The sequence below is a fragment of the uncultured Maribacter sp. genome (assembly GCF_947496775.1).
Lineage (GTDB): Bacteria > Bacteroidota > Bacteroidia > Flavobacteriales > Flavobacteriaceae > Maribacter_B.
In genome coordinates, this window is sequence record NZ_CANMDU010000006.1 from 132,033 (window position 1) to 150,610 (window position 18,578).

An 18,578-nucleotide genomic window follows, 5' to 3' on the forward strand; every position below is an offset into this window, starting at 1 on the left:
TGAAATAAACGCAAAACGGAAATCAACAATTTTATAATTTTGCCAAAGCCTCTAATTTTTTAAAAACAACAACTTTGTATGTAGTACTCACAGGAACTTTATTAGTTTCAATTAGCAAATGTGTTTTGGTTGCTTTTGTGACCCTATCTAAATTAGCAATGTATGATTTATGTGAGCGTTGAAAATTCTCAGGCAATAATGTCGTCATATTAACAAGTGTTTCTGTAATCAAATACATTCTGGAGTCTGTAAAGATTTTTAAATAATTTCCAAAGCTCTGAATGTAAAGAATGGATTTAAATGAAATATTAACGGGAATTCCATCATGTTTTATCTGAAGTTCTTCATTGCCTTTCGCTTTGTTAGATTCTGATATTTTTGAAGCTGAAACTTTGTTTATTGCTTTTAAAAAACGTTCAATTTTTATAGGTTTCAATAAATAATCTACAACGCCATAATTATAACTTTCTAATGCATATTCAGAATAGGCCGTAGTTAAAATTACTTTAGGAGGTTTTACCATAGAACGTAAAATCTCCATACCATTAAGTTCAGGCATTTCTATATCTAAAAAAATAAGGTCAACATCATTTTGCTGAATAAAATTGATAAATTCAAGTGGGTTGCCTGTACTTAGTACTATTTCAAAGTTGTCAATTTTTGAACAATAATCTTCTAACACTTTACGAGCTAGTATTTCGTCATCTATGATACCAATTTTAATCATTAACCTACTTTTTGTGTTGAATCTTATAAATCACTAGACAAATTTATAAGAATATCTTTTCCTTTCCTTATCACCCATTTCTAATCCATGGGAATTAGAATATAACAGATTTAAACGCCTTTTTACATTTTCAAGCCCCATTAATTTTCTTTTCGATTCAGTAATCATAGAAGGTTACAAAAATGAAGGATTCTATTTTTTAGAATGGCAGACCTATCTATTGAACGCTTTTCTATAAAGTAATGAAACACTCTAAGGTTTGAAGGGGATAATATAAATTGTCTGTCCAATGCCTGCAATCCAGTCTGCGTCTATTCTTCGTATTTTTTTCGCAGTTCTCGTTTAAGTATTTTGCCTTGTCCACTGATTGGAAATGACGATAAAAATTCAACGGACTTGGGCACTTTATACTTTGCTAATTTTTTGCGGCAAACATCAAGTACTGCCTCTTCAGTTAACTTTGTACCTTGACGTAGTAAAACACAAGCTTTACCCACCTCTTGCCATTGCTCATCTGGAACACCAATAACGGCTACCATGGCAACTTCTGGAATCTTTGAGATTACATTTTCTATTTCAATGGGGTACACATTCTCGCCTCCCGAAATATACATATCTTTTATTCGGTCAACTATATAAAACATACCATCGGAATCTACATAACCGGCATCACCAGTTCTAAACCATCCGTTAACAAATGAAGCCTCTGTAAGTTTAGGCTTGTTCCAATAGCCAGGTGTAAGTCCCGAACTTTTAACTTGAATTTCTCCAGTTTGACCGCTTGCGACAGGGTTGCCGTTGTCATCACCTATTTGAACATCCGTGTACATCAATGCCTTACCGGCAGCCTTTGGATTTTTTCGTGCGGCTTCTGGTGGTTGAAAGATTAGGCCGAATATTTCGGTCATACCATATGATTGTGACAACGCTACTCCTTTTTCATACCAGCGCTCAATAAGTTTCAGATTAGCAGGTGCACCTCCCACACCAATTACCTGTAAGGCAGGAAAAGTAGTGGACTCGAAGTCAGGGTGCTGACTTAGTACAGTTAAATGATAGGGAACACCAAGAGTATGCGTCACACCGATTTTTTCACTACTGAGGTATTTTATAGCAATATCGGCATCCCATCCGCGCATGATGTATAACGTTCCTCCAAAATGAAACAAAGGCGTTGTGAATCCATTAAGTCCTGCCGTATGAAAAAGTGGAGCGTAAGTAAGACAAACCGAATCACTGTTTATTATTGATGCCTGCTGTAATACATTGGTTTGGGTCATGCGATATGTACCAATAACCCCTTTAGGTTCACCAGTTGTCCCAGAGGTATACATTAATGAATTCATATCATCTAAACTAACCGCGGGCATAGTAATCGATGCCGGGCTTTCGGTGATGAGTTGCTCATACGGACTTGTTGCCAGATTCTCTTGACGTTCGAGACTTGGTAATTTGGTGTGCTGCAACAATTCTAAAAATTCCGAATCATAAATCACTACACTAGGTTCTGCTTCTTTGAAAATCTCTGCTATTTCGAAGGCACTTAAACGCCAATTCATAGGCATGAATACTGCTCCTAATTTCCAACAGGCAAACATAAGTTCTATAATGTCACTGCTATTGTTTGCTATTATAGCAATACGATTGTTTTTTTCTATAGTAAACCTGTTTTTCAGGCCACTGGCCAGTCGTTTGGCACGGTCATTCAGTTCGGAATAGGTCAAATGACGCCCGGTGTGTATGTCTACTGTTGCTAAACGCTCACCATCATTGTCAGCAAAGTGTTGTAACCAATCTGAAAAGAGCTCATTATTCACCATAGATTAGTATGTGTCATTAGTTTCACAAATATAAGAAATTAGTGAAAGCGTTCTCATTTAGGTCAGGTTTGTATTAGTAAGTTGTTGTAAAACAATAAGAAAAGGTACTTAGTAGAATATTTGCAATTAACATGGAATGTGCTATACTCTGGAAAAAATATTGTAAATTAAGAAGGTGAAAAAGGCACATAGCAAAAAAATATTCTTTGGTTGGTGGGTACTCGCAGCCCTCTGTTCAATTTATGCAACCGTAAATGGTATTGTCACCCTTTCGTTAAAGCGATTTTATCCCAGTCTTATAGAGACTTTCGGGTGGACTCAGTCAGAGGTGACACAACCTATTTCGATTTTCTATTTTATCATTGCATTTTTAACACCGTTTATTGGTGCTGCACTTGATCGCGGGAATCCAAAACGAATTATACTAGCTGGCGCAACTCTCATTCTTATCGGCTTGGTTGGTATGAGTCAGATGTCTAGTTTAAATCATTTTATGGCTATTTACATAGTCTTTTCATTCGGTGTGGCAGGTGCAGGAATGGCATCTAGCATGTATATCCTTACACGCTGGTTTCGTCGACATCGAGGTAAAGCTGTAGGTATTTTATTGTTAGGAGGTAGTCTTGGCGCGGCCTTTTTCAACAAAGTAACAGGTGATGCGATTGATATGATTGGATGGCAAAACACAACCTTGTTACTGGCAGTCCTCGCTTTTCTGTTTATGATAATTCCTTGGACCTTGGTTAGAACAGACCCCTCGGAAAAAGGTCTATTTCCTGATGGAATAGAAAGGAATTCTGGACATAAGTCAATACAAGACGGGCCGTCACTTGCACAAGCGTTTCGCTCACCTGAACTCTATCTCATTTTTTTGACAACTGCAGCACTTTGGTTTTGTATCATTGGATTTGGCCAGCATCAAGATATTTTCTTTCAAAAAGAACTGGGTTTGAGTTCGAGCAAAGTTACCAATGTAGGTTCAGCCCTTTTTCTATTTGGTGTTGTTGGAAAATTAATATTCGGTTTTTTGAGTGATAGCTTTAACAAAAAGTCAATAATGGCTTGGTCCATTCTTTTGCTAATTATTGGTAACCTAGTTCTTTATATTATAGCCATAAAAACTATCGAATTATCCCCATACTGGTATGCCTTTACTTACGGTATTGCCTATAGTGGTGTATTCACCATGATTCAAATAATGATTGCGGAGCTTTATTCTGGTCCATCTTATGGAAAAATTTTAGGGGTAGTGCTTACTATTGATACGCTTGCCTCGGTTGCTGGTATAGTGGTGCTTGGCAAAATGAGCGATTATTCAGGGTCTTATGTTACTAGTATTCAGTTGATGATAGGGCTTTGCTTAACAGCACTAATTTTATTTCTTTTAGTTCGGGTTAAGAGTCGGTCAACTTTAATAGGTAATAAGAAAGACTAGGTCGATTCCAGGGTAGTGGAAGATCAGGATTTTTTAATACTTAAGTTCGTAGCGTCTATTTTTCTATTAGAGGCAATTGGGTATGTTGATTGGATTTATATTGTATTTAGGGTCAGAGTTATGAATAGTTAAATATAATAGTTAACTTTATTAACTATTATATTGAGAGAAAATTAAACTTTTACTAACACAGCTTTGCAACGTAGGTGAAAATCCCAATATACAAATCCGATAGAGGCGAAAACTATGCCATACAAATTAGATATTGAAACGTTATTGACCAAAACGGAAGATGCATATTCTACAGCTTTAGTCAGCAAAGACTATTGGAATTTTAATAGTGCTTTCGGTGGGTGGTCTGCTGCTATTGCAATCGAGGCCGTAGTTAGTGAGCCAGACTTTCGTGGTGATATAGTACATTTAGACGCTACCATGGTACTCCCTATTAAGGAAGGAATCATTTTCATTTTTACAAAAAAAATCCGTAGCGGTAAAACTACAGATTTCTGGCAGGTTAAAATCTGCAAAGCGAATGAGGAAAACAGCATTTTGTATGAATGTCGTATTACAACATCTTTAGTTCAAACATCCGACATTAATTTTCAGCCTCCTTTTCCTAAGGTGGTTGATCCAGAAGGTGTTAAACCTCAAGATATCACAAGGGGTCCTAGATGGATGCAATTTTATGACCGACGCCCAGTATTGGGAACGGCTTTTAAAAAAAACACTACTCCTTACAGCGCGGTATGGACAAAGGATAAAGAGGGTCGTCCGTTGGATGCAAAGGCCATTGTTTCATTGTGCGATACTTTGGCGCCCCGACCATATTTTATGTCGGATAATATGTTTCCGATAGCAACTTTTAGTTACAGTGTTAGCTTATTTTCAACAGCTAAGGAATTAAACAAAAAAGAATCGGAGTTTGTACTGATAGAAGGGGATAGTCATTGTATTCGAAATGGCACATATCATCAAAATGGACGGGTTTGGTCGCGATTAGGAGTTTTATTGGCTGTTACCAACCAAACGGCCTTCTTTTGGGAGTAAAAATCATGAATTCGTAATTAAGCGAAGATGCTTTTCGATGACCTCAAAGTAAACAACCTCGGGGCAAGCCCACGAGGTATTAGAAGGAAAATTAGCATTGATTTCGACGCAAGCGTCGGAGCATTTAAATCTCGATTATCGAGTAAAAGGAACTACGCTTGTTGAAGAAACCGAACATAGTAAAAATGAATTTTAATACTATGGTATTAACTTGAAATTTATACATACTTGGTGAAAATTTAAAACAAACAATAATGAGAACTATAGAAGAAAGTCGAAAAAAGTTTGATGCCATTCGAAAAGATATGCGGCTACCTATTATTGCCGCCCCAATGTTTTTGGTATCAGGTCCAGAGCTTGTGACGGCTTGTTTATCAAATAAAATTGCCTGTGGTTTCCCTACGTTAAATGCCCGTAAACCTGAAATATTAGATGATTGGTTAGCTAATATTGCATTGGATTCAGGTTTGGCTATTCCAAATATTATTGTTCATCGGAGCAATCCGCGATCACAATCAGATTTAGACCTTATTGTTAAGCATCAACCTCCAATTGTAATTAGTGCTTTAGGCCACCCAGGTCCAGTATTAGAGGCAGTTCACACCTATGGTGGTTTGGTTTTTGCCGATGTTAACTCCATGAAACATGCTCATAAGGCTATTGAAGCGGGCATTGATGGCCTTGTTCTTGTGTGTTCTGGAGCAGGTGGGCATACAGGGCAATTAAGCCCTTTTGCTTTTATTCCTGAAGTTAGAAGAGTCTTTTCAGGACCGATTATTGCTGGCGGTTCTGTTAGTAATGGCTTTGCGATTAGAGCCATGGAACTTTTAGGAGCTGACCTTGTTTCAATGGGAACCCATTTTATTTCGGCGCGTGAAAGCCTTGCTTCCGATGAATACCGTAACATGTTGATAAATAGCTCTGTTGAGGATATCATAGCTTCTCCATTTTTTACTGGTGTACAGGCTAATTATTTACTTCCTTCTATCGAGAAAACAGGAATAACAAAAGAGGAATTGATAAAACCGAGAAGTAATGTGATGATTGATGATGAAAAATCACGCGCTAAAGCCTGGAAAGATATTTGGTCTGCAGGACAGGGGGTAGGCTCCACAAAAGCTATTCTTCCAGTTTCTAAGATTGTTAGTCAATTAGAATTGGAATATAACCTGGCACTAAACGGAAAAATAAAATGAAAGCCTGTATGTCTTTGTAACCTTTTCTATATTGGAAATGTAAAGTGCTAGTATTTAGTTATATATGATGCCTATTTTAATCATTCCCTGTGTTTTGTATAGAATCTTTTAAATCAATAGACAGATTTATACGATATACCTTTTCCTTATCATCCATTTCTAATACATGGGAATTAGGGTATAATAGATTTAAACGTCTTTTTACATTTTCAAGCCCCATTCCTTTTCTTTTCGATTCAGTTAACATGGAGGGTTTTGAGTTAATTACACAAAAGTGGAGGCTGGTGTTTTTAATAGATATAGAGATATCAATAGTACTTTGTTCATTAGTACTTTGAGCACCATGTTTAACCCCATTTTCAACAAACGGAATTAACAGCATTGGAGCAATTCTTAAGTGCAACAAATCACCTTCAATTAAAAATTCAATAGTACAACGTTTACTTAATCTTTTTTCTTCAAGTAATAAATAATTCTCTATAAACTCAAGCTCCTCTCTTAATAAAACAGTGTCTTTTTTAGAGCTCTCTAACTGGTATCGCATTAATTCTGAAAGCTGCATTACAACATCAGGAGTTTCTGGTGATTGCTGCCTGGAAAGCGCATAAATACTATTTAGGGAGTTAAATAAAAAATGGGGATTCACCTGCTCCTTCAGGTAATTAAGCTCCATATCTCTTTGTAACTTATCTTTCTCAGAATTTTCTCTTTGCATAAGTATACTTCTTCTTAAAAAAAAAGCAGCCATACCCGTTCCTGTGGTATAAATAAAAAAGAAAAATGATTTAAAAGTGCCATATCCATCTGTATATCCTTTCAAATAAGAACCAAAAAATATACTTCCAATGAGCAGTATTCCGTATAAAACATATCGTTTCTTATCTAGAAAAAAGGGAATGAGAATAAAATGATTTATCCATATAATTACCATAATAAAAATTGCAAAATTTAATTGCCATTTATAAAAATTATACTGACTATCAAATTTCTCTTTGATGGACCAGACACTCAATATTTCTAGCATAGCAACCAGTAAAAAAGCGCCTACGTTAATGAGTATGGTATTCTTCAAAGACTTTTTAAACATAACTATTTTCAAGATGGGTTTTATTACTAATAAATATAAAGATACTATCTACAAATGCAGCATTCCATAATTTCTTATAAAAGTGGTATATCAATGACGAAACGGTTTTATCATGTAACTGTTCCATACATCCTTTTTATGGTTTTGGACATAGATTATACTATACTTTTATGCAATAACTGAAAATCATGAAAAACAAAACAGGAGGACTACTTTTAATAGTACTAATACTAACCAATGCTGGTTTTGCCCAGCAAAGTAATGGCGTTGCACCTAAGGCTACAACTGCTGAAACCACACTCTCTTTCAGAGATATTCCTGAACTCAAACAGGCTTTTATAGATGCTGCACCAAAAGATAAAAAGGACAATATCGTTGTGGGTGAATTAGGACTTGATGGGGGAGATAAAGCAATGATTGTTAAACTAGCACAAGAAATTGCCGACAATAAACTTGACCCTAATGACAGTTTTCTTATTGCTTACAAAGGCAAACTGCTCTTTGAATCCTATTATAGAAAAGGTCGCATTAATCTACCTCATTTTCAGGCATCAGCAACTAAAGCTTATACTTGTTTAGCACTAGGTAGAGCCATCCAGTTGGGTTATCTGACTATGTCCGATTTAGACAAGCCTTTAATTAGCTTTCTAAAAGACTTGGACCCCACAAAATTTGTCGAAGGCGCAGAAAAAATTACACTGCACAAGGCAATGACGATGCGTTCTGGTATTCGCCTTAGTAAAGAACAACGAAAAGCATTTGAGAAAACGCCTGCCCAATTAAAAGGTCAAAAACAAGTTCAAACTTTTCTTGAACACAGTGCGCCTATTACTTCAGCGTCTCAAAGTTTTTTGTATCAAGACGACCCAAGGTTGGTGATGCAAGTTATTGAAGCTGTGGTACCAGGAACTGCTCAAGATTTTATTAAAAAAGAACTCCTTAACAAAATGGGGATAACAACTTATGGTTGGGAGACTGACGTTAACGGTCTTCCTGTTTCTGCAAGTAGGTCGAGTTTGACATCGCGAAATATGGTCAAATGGGGAATCTTAACTTCGAACAAAGGCAAATGGAAGGGCGAACAGCTGATTCCTGAAGCCTTTATTTCCAAAGCTACCAGTAGAATCCTTGTAACTGGTGATGATGATGTTTATGGTGGAGGTAAAGATGTTTCGAATCAAGGCTACGGTTATTACTGGTGGAGTGCAGATTTAAAATACAAGGATAAAAGCTATTTCAGTGTATCTGCTCAAGGTGGTGGCGGTCAATATATTATTCTAATTGAAGAGTTAGATTTAATGATTGTAGTTACGTCTCATGATAACGATAACAGCACCCTGCAAATAGTAGCAGAGAGAATTTTGCCTGCTTTTGTGGAGTAATAATTGTAAATAATAATAAAATCGTAACAATGAGAAACCTCTGTTTTGTTTTTATATTTCTTATAACAATAAGCAATGTTTTTGCTCAAAAAAGTAATAATGATAATATCAAAAAATCGTTTTTAGAATTACCTCGCATTGAGGTAGTTCCTATAACAGATACTAACACAGATAGGCATTATGAGCTTTATATAAAACTTCCTGAGGGATATTCAGAAAAGAGTAACAAAAAGTACCCTGTGCTATATTTTACGGATGCGATGTGGCATATAGAAATACTTTCAGGTACTACTGAATACCTGTTGGAAGATGCTATTCTGGTTGGAATTTCATGGCAAAAAGATATTGATGAAAACTTAAAAAGGGAAATAGGAGAGCACCTAAGCAGATACAGAGATTACTCCATTAGGAAATCAGATAACAAAGAATATCAGGCTACATATCAGTATGGACAAGCCAATAATCATTTAAGTTTTATTAGAAATGATGTATTTAAATATGTAGAAAATAAATATCAAACCAATGAAAATAACCGTACCTATTTTGGCTATTCCATGGGAGGTGAATTCGGAGCATATATATTACTAACACAACCAGATACGTTTAAAAACTACATTCTCGGCAGTCCATCGCTTCATAATGATATTCTGTTACTTTCGGAACTTAAGTTTAAACACAAAAAGCTAAATGCTAATGTTTTAGTTTCATATGGTGCTTTAGAAAAAGAGTTAGGTGCCAACGCTGAAAAATTCATTAGCATGCTTACATCTAGAAATGATAAGAGCCTGTTGTTGAAGCCTGTAATTATAGGGGGCAGCCATCAAACCGCATTTCCTATGACCGCAGTAAAAAGTATGTATTGGTTATCGGCCTTGATAAAATAATATGGAATTTTAAAGAGTTATTTATAAATAATAAGATAAGCAAACACCTATTATTTGCTCCAAGGTTAGGAGGGGAGTATAATAGGTGTTTTACGCAATCAGACTTTATCTAATATTTATTTATTCCGGTTAATAAATTCGATTACTCTTTCCACAAAAATATCTCTATCACTAACACTTGGACTATGACCAGATTTCTCTAGAACTAATAACTCTTTTTCCAAAGAACCTATATTGTCAAAAGCTTCTTCCGCAAATTTTGGAGGAACAACCATATCATGTTCCCCTGTAATTATTAAAGAAGGTATTGTTATTTCCGAAAGTCTATTGGTATAAGATACATTCTCCCAAAGACCTTGCTTTGTCAATATAGACTGAATACCATTCGTATTCCAAATGGTAGTAAGTAAGTTGTATTTATAAAAAGAATCAAGACCGTCTAAATCATGGGCGGCAATTATTTTATCATCTTGTAATTTTTCTTCAGCTTTAAAAGCTTCGATGTTCATTCTAAAAAAATCTTCTTCATTATAACTTGGTTCCACATTTTGTATTAAGGTATGTACTCCTTCCCAATACTCAATGCTATTTCCTTTTTCAATTTGTGTTGTAGCTACCTGTTTAAAATGCTCTATATATTCAAGATACATACCTTTTGGATCATGAGCACCGTCTAATTCAATCCATCCTAGAAACTCATTTTGGTTTTTTAATAAAGTAGCCGTTCCTAATGTACCTCCCCAACTTCCGCCCATAAGAAAAAAACGAGAATCACTTCCATATTTATGCTTTATAACCTTTACCAAAGCAAGAACATCCTCTACCATTATTTCAATGCTTACATCTGATTCAGAATAATTTCCTTGAGACATACCAGAACCACGCTGGTCAAAATATACCACAGCACAGGTCTGTTCTATATTTTTTTTAAAGGTATCATTACGAAAATTTAGACCCTTACCTCCTGGACCTCCATGCAATGTAATAAGGAAAACTTTTTCCGAACTATTACCATGTATATAAGCTGGCATATCTGCCTTTTTATGACGTACAAATAAAATGTCACTTAGATTGTCAATATCATCATTCTCCTTGGAACAAGAAGAAACATTAATAGCAGTTACTATTACAAGTAATGCTTTTGCTGTGTTAAGAATTATTTTATACATTATTTTTTCTTTTTGAAATTAAAACGATATCCGTATTGTAATGAAATAGATGGTAATGTTCCGGCATTGTATGGCGTTCTGAACATTAGGTTCAAATTAATATATCTTCCTGTTAGTTTTTTTCCTTTTCTTAATTTACCTAAACCGACAGATATAGAAGGAGCATAATAACTTCTACCTGGGAAAGACACTTTATCTACCTGCTCTCCTTTTACTTCGTACGTTTCTGGTAAAAAGGAGCGATAATACCCTAAAGGGTTTAATTCTATACTAATTTGCTTTCCTTTTGTATTGGTTCTTCGCCAGATAAATCCATAATTAGTAAAAACACCCGTATCTGTCTTAGTTGCAAAATTGGTAGTAAAACCAAGGTTTCCATTCCATAAGAATTGATGCGTTATTTTTTTTTGCCCTTTCCTTCGCTCCTTAATTTTGCTATTCTCTTTCCATAAATATTCGGCACCAACACTTAATCCATTATTCCAGAATAAATTTCCAAAATAACCTACTTTAAATTCTGTTTTATCCAAAATTCCATCAGAATTATCCATTTTACTCTGTGCTTGCATATTGAGCATGCCCAAATAAATTATCAAAGCGATTGAAATACTGTTTTTCATTTGTCTTCTTTTTAGATCATTTATTATCCATTAATAGTAAGAGACAAGTGTATTTTGATAAGGTTGCATTTTAGACTAAAACTTTTATAGCAAAGAATTGTTTTAAGTTGTTTGTAGAAGGTAATTCTACATGTATAAAGTACTGTATTACATGTTTTTCCTTTTTCCTTTACATGCAACCATTTAAAATTCTATTTGTCTTTAGAGATGAAATTTTAAATAATATAACAATGAAAAAAGTATTCTTAAAAAAGACAAGAAGTAATTATTATTCTATTCCCTTCATTATTCTAATTACTATTTTATCCATTTTTATAGCATCCTGTTCTAAAAATGACGATCAGCCTCCTGTAGTAATTACTAAAATATCGGAAGACATTAAAGAATTAATTTACTTCCAAGGAGATGAAAAAGCATCTACAGTTTTAATTAATGTGCAAGAAGGTCCAGACACAAAACTAGATGCATCAATAGTAGATTTAATTTTCAATAATACTAATGCCACGGACCTTTTAGTTGCCAATGTACACCAAGCACAAACTCTAGATTCTACTATTGTAAAAGGTAATGATATTACTTTGGAGCAAGCCATTACTTATTCTGCCAAAAGTATAGAAACACTTGATCAAGTACTATCGTATTTCAAAGGCCAAGGCAGAACGGTTTATGTTTTTGGAAATTCTTTTGGAGCTTTTATGACGCAAGAACTCATTGCAAAAAAAGGAATAAATAGTGCAGATAAATATCTAATTATGACTGGTAGGCTAGATATAAATGATGTGATTTGGCAAGCCCTTGCCGAAGGTAATAATGGATATTTTGAAAGTGGTGTAACTCCAATAATAGATGCAGAACTAGTTACAGATATCAAAGAAAAGAACCTTAATAAAATGACTGCAGCATTGGGTAAAAATAGGTATACGCAACTTTTAAATACCATAGAAGACCTATCTAAAGTAACTTATATCTATGGTAAAAATGACCAAGCTGTTGGTAGTCTTACGGCCGAAGAAGTTCAGTTTTTAGAATCTAAAAATGCTACTGTAATTTCTGGCAATGGAGGTCACGGAGAAACGTTTTTTGAATTTGTTGTACAAGGCTTTAAGGATGCCTTTGGAATAGAAATACTACTACAATAAGTTATTTTCCTAGGTATATAATTGAAAGAATAGGTTCAAATTAGTAATGTTGTACTACGTAGCCTACGCTTACGAATATTAATGAAATTTAGGATGTAAAACGGCGAGTGGAACAGAAAAGTTCTATTCGCTGTTTCACTCTATATTAAATTTGTGGTATAATCTTTTACCATTCGTAGTGACCATAATAGTTTCTTATAAATCGTAAACAAAATATAGAATTATAGTTACTTGAATTAAACTTTAGTAGAATTCTGCCAGCGTACCAGCTTTCTGCGTTTTAACTTCAGAAGAATACAAAATGTACTATAATGCTGTGTGTCATGAAACTTTGCTTTGGTGAAACCGTTTTATATATACAAACAGTTATTTCTTTTTTTTCATCTCAAAAGTTTCTTTAAAAATATTATGGAATACGCTTTCCACTAAAACAACGATAAGAGGTAAGTGGTATTTTAATCCATTGTTACCTAAGATGCTATTTTTTGATAATTATTCTAATAAAAACACCTCTATAGCTCACAAAAAAATGTCTCGTTTTATAGGGAAAGCCAATTATATTATAGGTTGATCCTACATTTGCCCTAAGAATAATAGGAACCTGATTTTGTATAAATATCAATGCTAATGAATTTTAAACCTAATTTTTTTAACCCTTTTTTAATATTCGTATTCTTAATTTTTGTTGATTATTTATATCCTCAGGAAATAGATTTAGTAACTTATATTGATTTAGTCAAGAACAATAACATTGATTTAAAACAAGGGGATAAAAAAGCTAAAATTGCTAGAGAAGAATTTAAAATTGCCAAATCCTTAGTTTTACCAAATGCATCAGCAGAGAGTTTTTATCAACGAGATTTTAATAAAAATTTTCTTTTTATCAATGATGAATTTGATGGGAGTACAACTGCATTTAGAACTAATTTTAATAATACAATAGATGCAAGTGTAACTGTTACTCAAACCATTTTCGATCCAACAGTTTTTTCTGCGGTCAAAGTTGCAAAATTAACAGAAGAACTTCACAAATTAGAGAATGAGAATATGTCCAATAAACTTGTTATAGAAGCGTCTAAATTATATTGGAAGGCAGTTTTCATAAAAGAAAGTATAAAAGTTCTTAATGAAAATGCAAAACTAGCCAAAGAACAGGTTGATCAAATTAAAAAGATTGCTAATAAAGGAGTGGTAAGCAAACTACAGTTATATCAAGCAGAAGGCCTGTATAAAAAAACTATTCTTGTATTAAATAATACAAAAAATCAACATTACAATATTCTTAATGAATTAAAAGTATTAGCAAATATTTCAATTACAGAAAATTTGTTCTTAACCGAGAGTCTTGAAAATTTTGAAATTAACGGTATCTCTTCAATGAAAGATATTGTTATTGGAAATCAGCCAGAAATTAAAACCCTTAAAAAAGAGATTGAGATTTCAGAAAAACAAATCAATGCAAATAAGAAATTCTGGTATCCCAAACTAAATATTGTTACTGGTTACAACTATAACGTACAAGACAATGGTTTAAAGTTTGGTAATCATGAAAATAAACTATTTTTTGGGCAGTTAAGAATTACCTTTCCCATATTTTCCGGTGGACGAAATAATGCAGAAATAGTTAAAACAAAAATTGAAAAAGAGGCAGTAGAACTTCATCTTAAAAACAAACAACAAGAGTTTTTGAAGCAGTTGCAAAATGCACAAAACAGTTATAATACAACTATAAATAACATTGCTATTCGTAGGGAAACACTACGACTAAATGAAAAGGAAATCGTAGTATTCAAGAAGCAATTAAGATTAGGTGTTGTTACTCCTATTGAATTTAAGGAGGTACTATTTCGATTAACTCAAAGCAAATTAGACTTATTGAGCGACTATCTAGATTTACATATAGCCCAATTACAAATAAAAAGAATTTTAGGAACTGCGATATAATCTTTAACAAACTTTTCAAAAAAATATAATAATGAAAATAACAACAGTACTAGCTGTAATACTTTCTCTATCCATTTTAGCCTCCTGCGACTCAGATAAAAAACTAGAATCAAAAAAAGAAATCAAAGAAATTGTTGTGAAAACAATGGCTCTTAAGAAAGAAAGATTAAAAGAGGTGAAATCATATTTTGGAACACTTAAATTTTCCATGGCAACTAATTTCGTCGCGCAACAGTCTGGTGTAATTTCTAAATTAAATGTTGTACCTGGACAAAAAGTAAGTAAAGGAGAAACTATCGTTATTTATCCTCCTATAAATCATCAATTACAAATAGATCAAGCTAGAATTCAACTAAACAAGACTGTTAAAGACTATAATCGTCAAAAAGAATTGTATGAAATTGGTGCGGTAACTAAAGTTTCTGTAGAAGATTACAAGGTTCAGCTAGATATTGAAAAAAAAACTATTCAGCAATTACAGGGTATTAACATCGTCATCGCACCATTTAGTGGTATTATAACGCAAGTGCACGTAAATCTGGGACAGGAAGTAGGTATGGACATGCCAATTTTTGCAATAGCCAAAACTGGTAATATTCAAGTAGATTTTTATGTCCTACCTAAAGAAATTTCTGAAATGAAGTTAAAAACGCCGGTTTATTTCATGAAGGATAACAAAAAAATAAACGGTAAAATTACGAAAAAATCTATTCAGTTAGATGAACAAAGACGTGCATACTTGGTAACCGCTACTTTCGATAATAATGACATTCTTTTTGTTGGTGATATCATAGATATTTTTGTGGAAACAGGAAAACCCCAGGAAAGCATCTGGATTCCCATAAGCGCTTATAGAAAACATAGAAATTCATACTATGTGTACGTTTTAGAAGAAAATAGGGCTCAAAAAAAAGATATAATTATTGGCAAGCGAAATGAAGAATTAGTACAAGTAAAGGAGGGCTTAAACGATACCGATCAATTGATTATAGTAGGTATAGATAAATTAAAAGACAATATTTTGGTAAAATCTATACCGCGAAATTAAAGCAACCAAAGAAATGAAAATTACTAAGCTTGCCATAGATAGGCCAATAACAACTACCATGCTATTTCTAGTTTTGGTAATATTTGGTTATTTAACGTATACAAAACTCGCGGTTAATTTATTTCCCGACTTAAAAATCCCCGCAGTAATTATTAATACAGTTCATCTTGGTGCAACTCCTAAAGAAGTTGAAAAAGAAATAACTGATAAAATTGAAAAAGAAGTTGCAACAATAAGTGGATTAAAGGAATTAAAATCTTATTCCATGCCAGATGCTTCACTAATCACTATTGAATTTAATTATGGTGTTAACCCCGATGAAGCATTGAATGAGGTTAAAACAAAACTAGATGTTGTTCTACCCCACTTGCCAAAAGAAGCCGAACGACCTTTAGTATTAAAATATAAACTTTCAGATGCTCCAGTAATTGACTTGGTAGTATCATCTGACAAACTCTCAGGGAGTGAATTATATGATTATGTAGATAGGGTTATAAAAACCAAATTAAATCAATTAGAAGGTGTTTCTAAAATTGATATTAATGGGGGAGAAGAAAGAGAAATAAAGGTGTTCGTTGATAAAAAGGCAATGTACGATATGGGAATGGGAATTCAGGAAATATCAGAATACCTAAAAGCCGTTAATACTAAAATATCCGCAGGAAGTTATGTAAATAAAGAACGAGTTTCTTCTGTTGAAGTTGGGCAAAACTATAAAAGCGTAGAAGATGTTGAAAATAGCTATTTATCAACACCTTTTGGTATTAAAAAAATAACCGACTTCGCAACCATAAAAGACTCTATAAAAACAGTCAAAGAAAAAGCAATTTTTTATGATGCTGTTCATAAAAAACGTTATTCGAACGTTGTAAACATAGGCATAATGAAAACCGCAGATGCGAATGCCGTTATTGTTGCCAAAGGTGCTAAGGAGTTAGTTGCTGAATTACAAAATGAACTTCCCCAAGGTATTTCCCTTAGTATACCGTTTGATACATCTGAATATGTAGAAAGTGCCGTAGACGATGCCTTAATTAATATTGTCTTAGGAATACTAATTACAGGAATTATCCTATTCTTTTTTTTAAATGATATACGTACAACACTGATTGTCAGTATATCAATTCCTGTGTCATTGATGGGGACATTTATAGCTATTAATATGTTTGGAGGATCTCTAAACATGATGACCCTAATGAGCTTTTCGGTTGCTATCGGAGCATTGGTATCCAATTCTATAGTTGTATTAGAAAACATAGTACGCTTACGTAATACCGGCTTAGATATAAAAGAAGCAGCAATACAAGGAACTCAAGAAGTTATGATGGCAGTTATTGCTTCTACGGGAACTAATTTAGTTGTATTCTTACCAATTGCATCTATGACATCTTCAACAGGGGCATTCTTTAAAGAATATGCGCTTACCATTTCAGCAGCAACTATATTTTCGCTGGTAGTGTCTTTTATGCTTACCCCAATGCTAGCAAGTGTCTTGTTAAAGAAAGAGCGAAAGCCAACTAAACTAGCTTTATTGTCTATACGCTTTTTCGAATGGTTAGAAAATGAGTACGAAAAGGCATTACTAAAGTTACTCTCTAAAAAATGGAAGCCATTAGCCTTATTTGGAGTCATGTTTACTTTGTTTATAGGGACTTCACTATTATTGCCTAGTATAGGGTTCGAATTTGAGCCCCAAGAAGATAATGGATATGTTTTTGTACAAATAGAAATGCCATCGGGAACCGCCCTACAACAATCTGAAAACATTATAAAAGGTGTAGAAGATGTAATCAATAGTTTCAGTGGTGTAGCTTCAGTTTTAACTGTTATAGGGCAAAAAAATGACAATACTGTCGGTGAAAATTTTGCTAACACAAAATTGAAATTAGTAAAAAAGGATAAGCGTACTTTTTCTAATATTGAATTTGCATCACAATTAAAAGATAAGTTAAATGATATTCCAGAAATTATTCCATCGGTTTCTACGGTTAGCGCAGAAGATGGAGCTCCTATTCAATTTATGCTCAAATCTAATAATGAGGAAGATTTAAATAAAGCCAATGCTATGGTTTTAAATGAACTTGAGAATATGGATGGATTATTAAATTTTGAATCCAGTCTACGTAAAGGAAACCCACTCATTCATTTTAAACCCAATAATAGACTATTGGCAGAATTAAACCTAACGCCTTTCGATGTCGCTTTATCTATTAGAAACGCTATAAACGGAGTAAAAACTTCTGTTTTAAAAGAAAATGGTAAGGAGTATAATATTACGATTAGTTATCCTAATAATAGGATTAATTCAGTTAGCAAGATTGAACAACTTCCAATTTTTACAGAGAAGGGCATGTATACCGTTGGACAATTGGTTCAAGTTCTTTTTAAAGAATCTCCATCTCAAATTCAACATCATAATAAAGTTTTAACTGTAAATGTTATGGCAGGTTTAGCGCCAGGAGCCTTACAAGGAGATGTACAGATTGCAATTTCTAAGTTAATAGAAAAGATGCAACTTCCGAACTCAGTAAAGTTCTCATGGGTAGGAAACATCAAAGAACTTAATGAAGCTATAACGGATATGCTGATAACTTTTGGCATAGCATTTCTTCTAATGTATATGTTACTAGCATCCTTAGTGGAAAGCTTCTGGCAACCTATAATCATATTTACTACAGTACCTATGGCCATGATTGGTGTCTTCATCTTCATGTACGGCTTCGGATCTACTATGAATATTATGTCATTAATGGCAATTATTACTTTATTAGGTTTGGTAGTAAATGATGATATTTTAATACATGATTATACAGACTATCTGATTCACGATAAAAAAATGGATTTGTATAGTGCTACGGTAACAGCTGGTAAAACCAAAATGAAAACTGTAGTTATGACTACGGTAGCAATCATCTTTGGAATGCTACCGAATGCCCTGGGTATTGGTGATGCTGGTGCAGAATTACGTACCCCAATGGCAATTGTAACCATAGGAGGAATGATTACTTCGACCGTACTAACATTGTTTTTAATTCCATCTATCTTCTATGTTATTAAAACCACAAGAAAAAGAAATTAAT

14 protein-coding genes are annotated in these 18,578 nt (G+C 33.8%); 9 read left to right on the forward strand and 5 right to left on the reverse strand.

Going from position 1 to position 18,578, the window contains the following annotated elements:
- Nucleotides 1-31: 31 nt before the first annotated feature.
- A complete protein-coding gene (locus Q0856_RS11300; RefSeq protein WP_298505050.1) occupies nucleotides 32-727 on the reverse strand; it encodes a LytTR family DNA-binding domain-containing protein in 696 nt (231 codons plus the stop codon).
- Nucleotides 728-1,038: 311 nt separating this feature from the next.
- Complete coding sequence (locus Q0856_RS11305; protein ID WP_298505052.1) at nucleotides 1,039-2,547, reverse strand: AMP-binding protein; 1,509 nt, start codon at nucleotides 2,545-2,547, stop codon at nucleotides 1,039-1,041.
- A gap of 175 nt (nucleotides 2,548-2,722) precedes the next feature.
- Between Q0856_RS11305 and Q0856_RS11310 the strand changes: the two genes are divergently transcribed.
- From Q0856_RS11310 to Q0856_RS11320, 3 genes are all read left to right on the forward strand, one after another.
- Complete coding sequence (locus Q0856_RS11310; protein ID WP_298505053.1) at nucleotides 2,723-3,982, forward strand: MFS transporter; 1,260 nt, start codon at nucleotides 2,723-2,725, stop codon at nucleotides 3,980-3,982.
- A 246-nt stretch (nucleotides 3,983-4,228) separates the two neighbouring features.
- Nucleotides 4,229-5,029 carry a thioesterase family protein gene (locus Q0856_RS11315; RefSeq protein ID WP_298505055.1) on the forward strand — a complete coding sequence of 267 codons (801 nt, stop codon included), beginning with the start codon at nucleotides 4,229-4,231 and terminating at the stop codon, nucleotides 5,027-5,029.
- Nucleotides 5,030-5,283: 254 nt separating this feature from the next.
- Nucleotides 5,284-6,225 (forward strand): nitronate monooxygenase, encoded by a 942-nt coding sequence (locus Q0856_RS11320; protein WP_298505057.1) that lies wholly within the window; start codon nucleotides 5,284-5,286, stop codon nucleotides 6,223-6,225.
- Between the two features lie 76 nt (nucleotides 6,226-6,301).
- Here Q0856_RS11320 and Q0856_RS11325 read toward each other — a convergent pair whose 3' ends face one another.
- Complete coding sequence (locus Q0856_RS11325; RefSeq protein ID WP_298505059.1) at nucleotides 6,302-7,297, reverse strand: histidine kinase; 996 nt, start codon at nucleotides 7,295-7,297, stop codon at nucleotides 6,302-6,304.
- A gap of 203 nt (nucleotides 7,298-7,500) precedes the next feature.
- Between Q0856_RS11325 and Q0856_RS11330 the strand changes: the two genes are divergently transcribed.
- Together Q0856_RS11330 and Q0856_RS11335 are read left to right on the forward strand one after the other, a co-directional pair.
- Nucleotides 7,501-8,694 (forward strand): serine hydrolase, encoded by a 1,194-nt coding sequence (locus Q0856_RS11330; protein ID WP_298505061.1) that lies wholly within the window; start codon nucleotides 7,501-7,503, stop codon nucleotides 8,692-8,694.
- A 29-nt stretch (nucleotides 8,695-8,723) separates the two neighbouring features.
- On the forward strand, nucleotides 8,724-9,578 hold the full coding sequence (locus Q0856_RS11335) for an alpha/beta hydrolase-fold protein (RefSeq protein WP_298505063.1): 855 nt from the start codon (nucleotides 8,724-8,726) through the stop codon (nucleotides 9,576-9,578).
- A gap of 116 nt (nucleotides 9,579-9,694) precedes the next feature.
- Here the strand turns inward: Q0856_RS11335 and Q0856_RS11340 are convergent, their stop codons facing one another.
- Nucleotides 9,695-10,747: an alpha/beta fold hydrolase gene (locus tag Q0856_RS11340; protein ID WP_298505065.1), complete on the reverse strand. Its 1,053-nt coding sequence runs from the start codon at nucleotides 10,745-10,747 to the stop codon at nucleotides 9,695-9,697.
- Nucleotides 10,747-11,367, reverse strand: coding sequence for a hypothetical protein (locus tag Q0856_RS11345; protein WP_298475561.1), 621 nt, complete (start codon nucleotides 11,365-11,367; stop codon nucleotides 10,747-10,749). The genes Q0856_RS11340 and Q0856_RS11345 overlap by 1 nt, the downstream gene beginning before the upstream one ends.
- Before the next feature lie 230 nt (nucleotides 11,368-11,597).
- Between Q0856_RS11345 and Q0856_RS11350 the strand changes: the two genes are divergently transcribed.
- From Q0856_RS11350 to Q0856_RS11365, 4 genes are all read left to right on the forward strand, one after another.
- Nucleotides 11,598-12,506, forward strand: coding sequence for a hypothetical protein (locus Q0856_RS11350; protein WP_298475564.1), 909 nt, complete (start codon nucleotides 11,598-11,600; stop codon nucleotides 12,504-12,506).
- Nucleotides 12,507-13,133: 627 nt separating this feature from the next.
- A complete protein-coding gene (locus Q0856_RS11355) occupies nucleotides 13,134-14,450 on the forward strand; it encodes a TolC family protein (RefSeq protein WP_298505066.1) in 1,317 nt (438 codons plus the stop codon).
- A 31-nt stretch (nucleotides 14,451-14,481) separates the two neighbouring features.
- Complete coding sequence (locus Q0856_RS11360; RefSeq protein ID WP_298505068.1) at nucleotides 14,482-15,498, forward strand: efflux RND transporter periplasmic adaptor subunit; 1,017 nt, start codon at nucleotides 14,482-14,484, stop codon at nucleotides 15,496-15,498.
- Nucleotides 15,499-15,511: 13 nt separating this feature from the next.
- Nucleotides 15,512-18,577: an efflux RND transporter permease subunit gene (locus Q0856_RS11365; protein ID WP_298505070.1), complete on the forward strand. Its 3,066-nt coding sequence runs from the start codon at nucleotides 15,512-15,514 to the stop codon at nucleotides 18,575-18,577.
- Nucleotide 18,578: the final 1 nt, after the last annotated feature.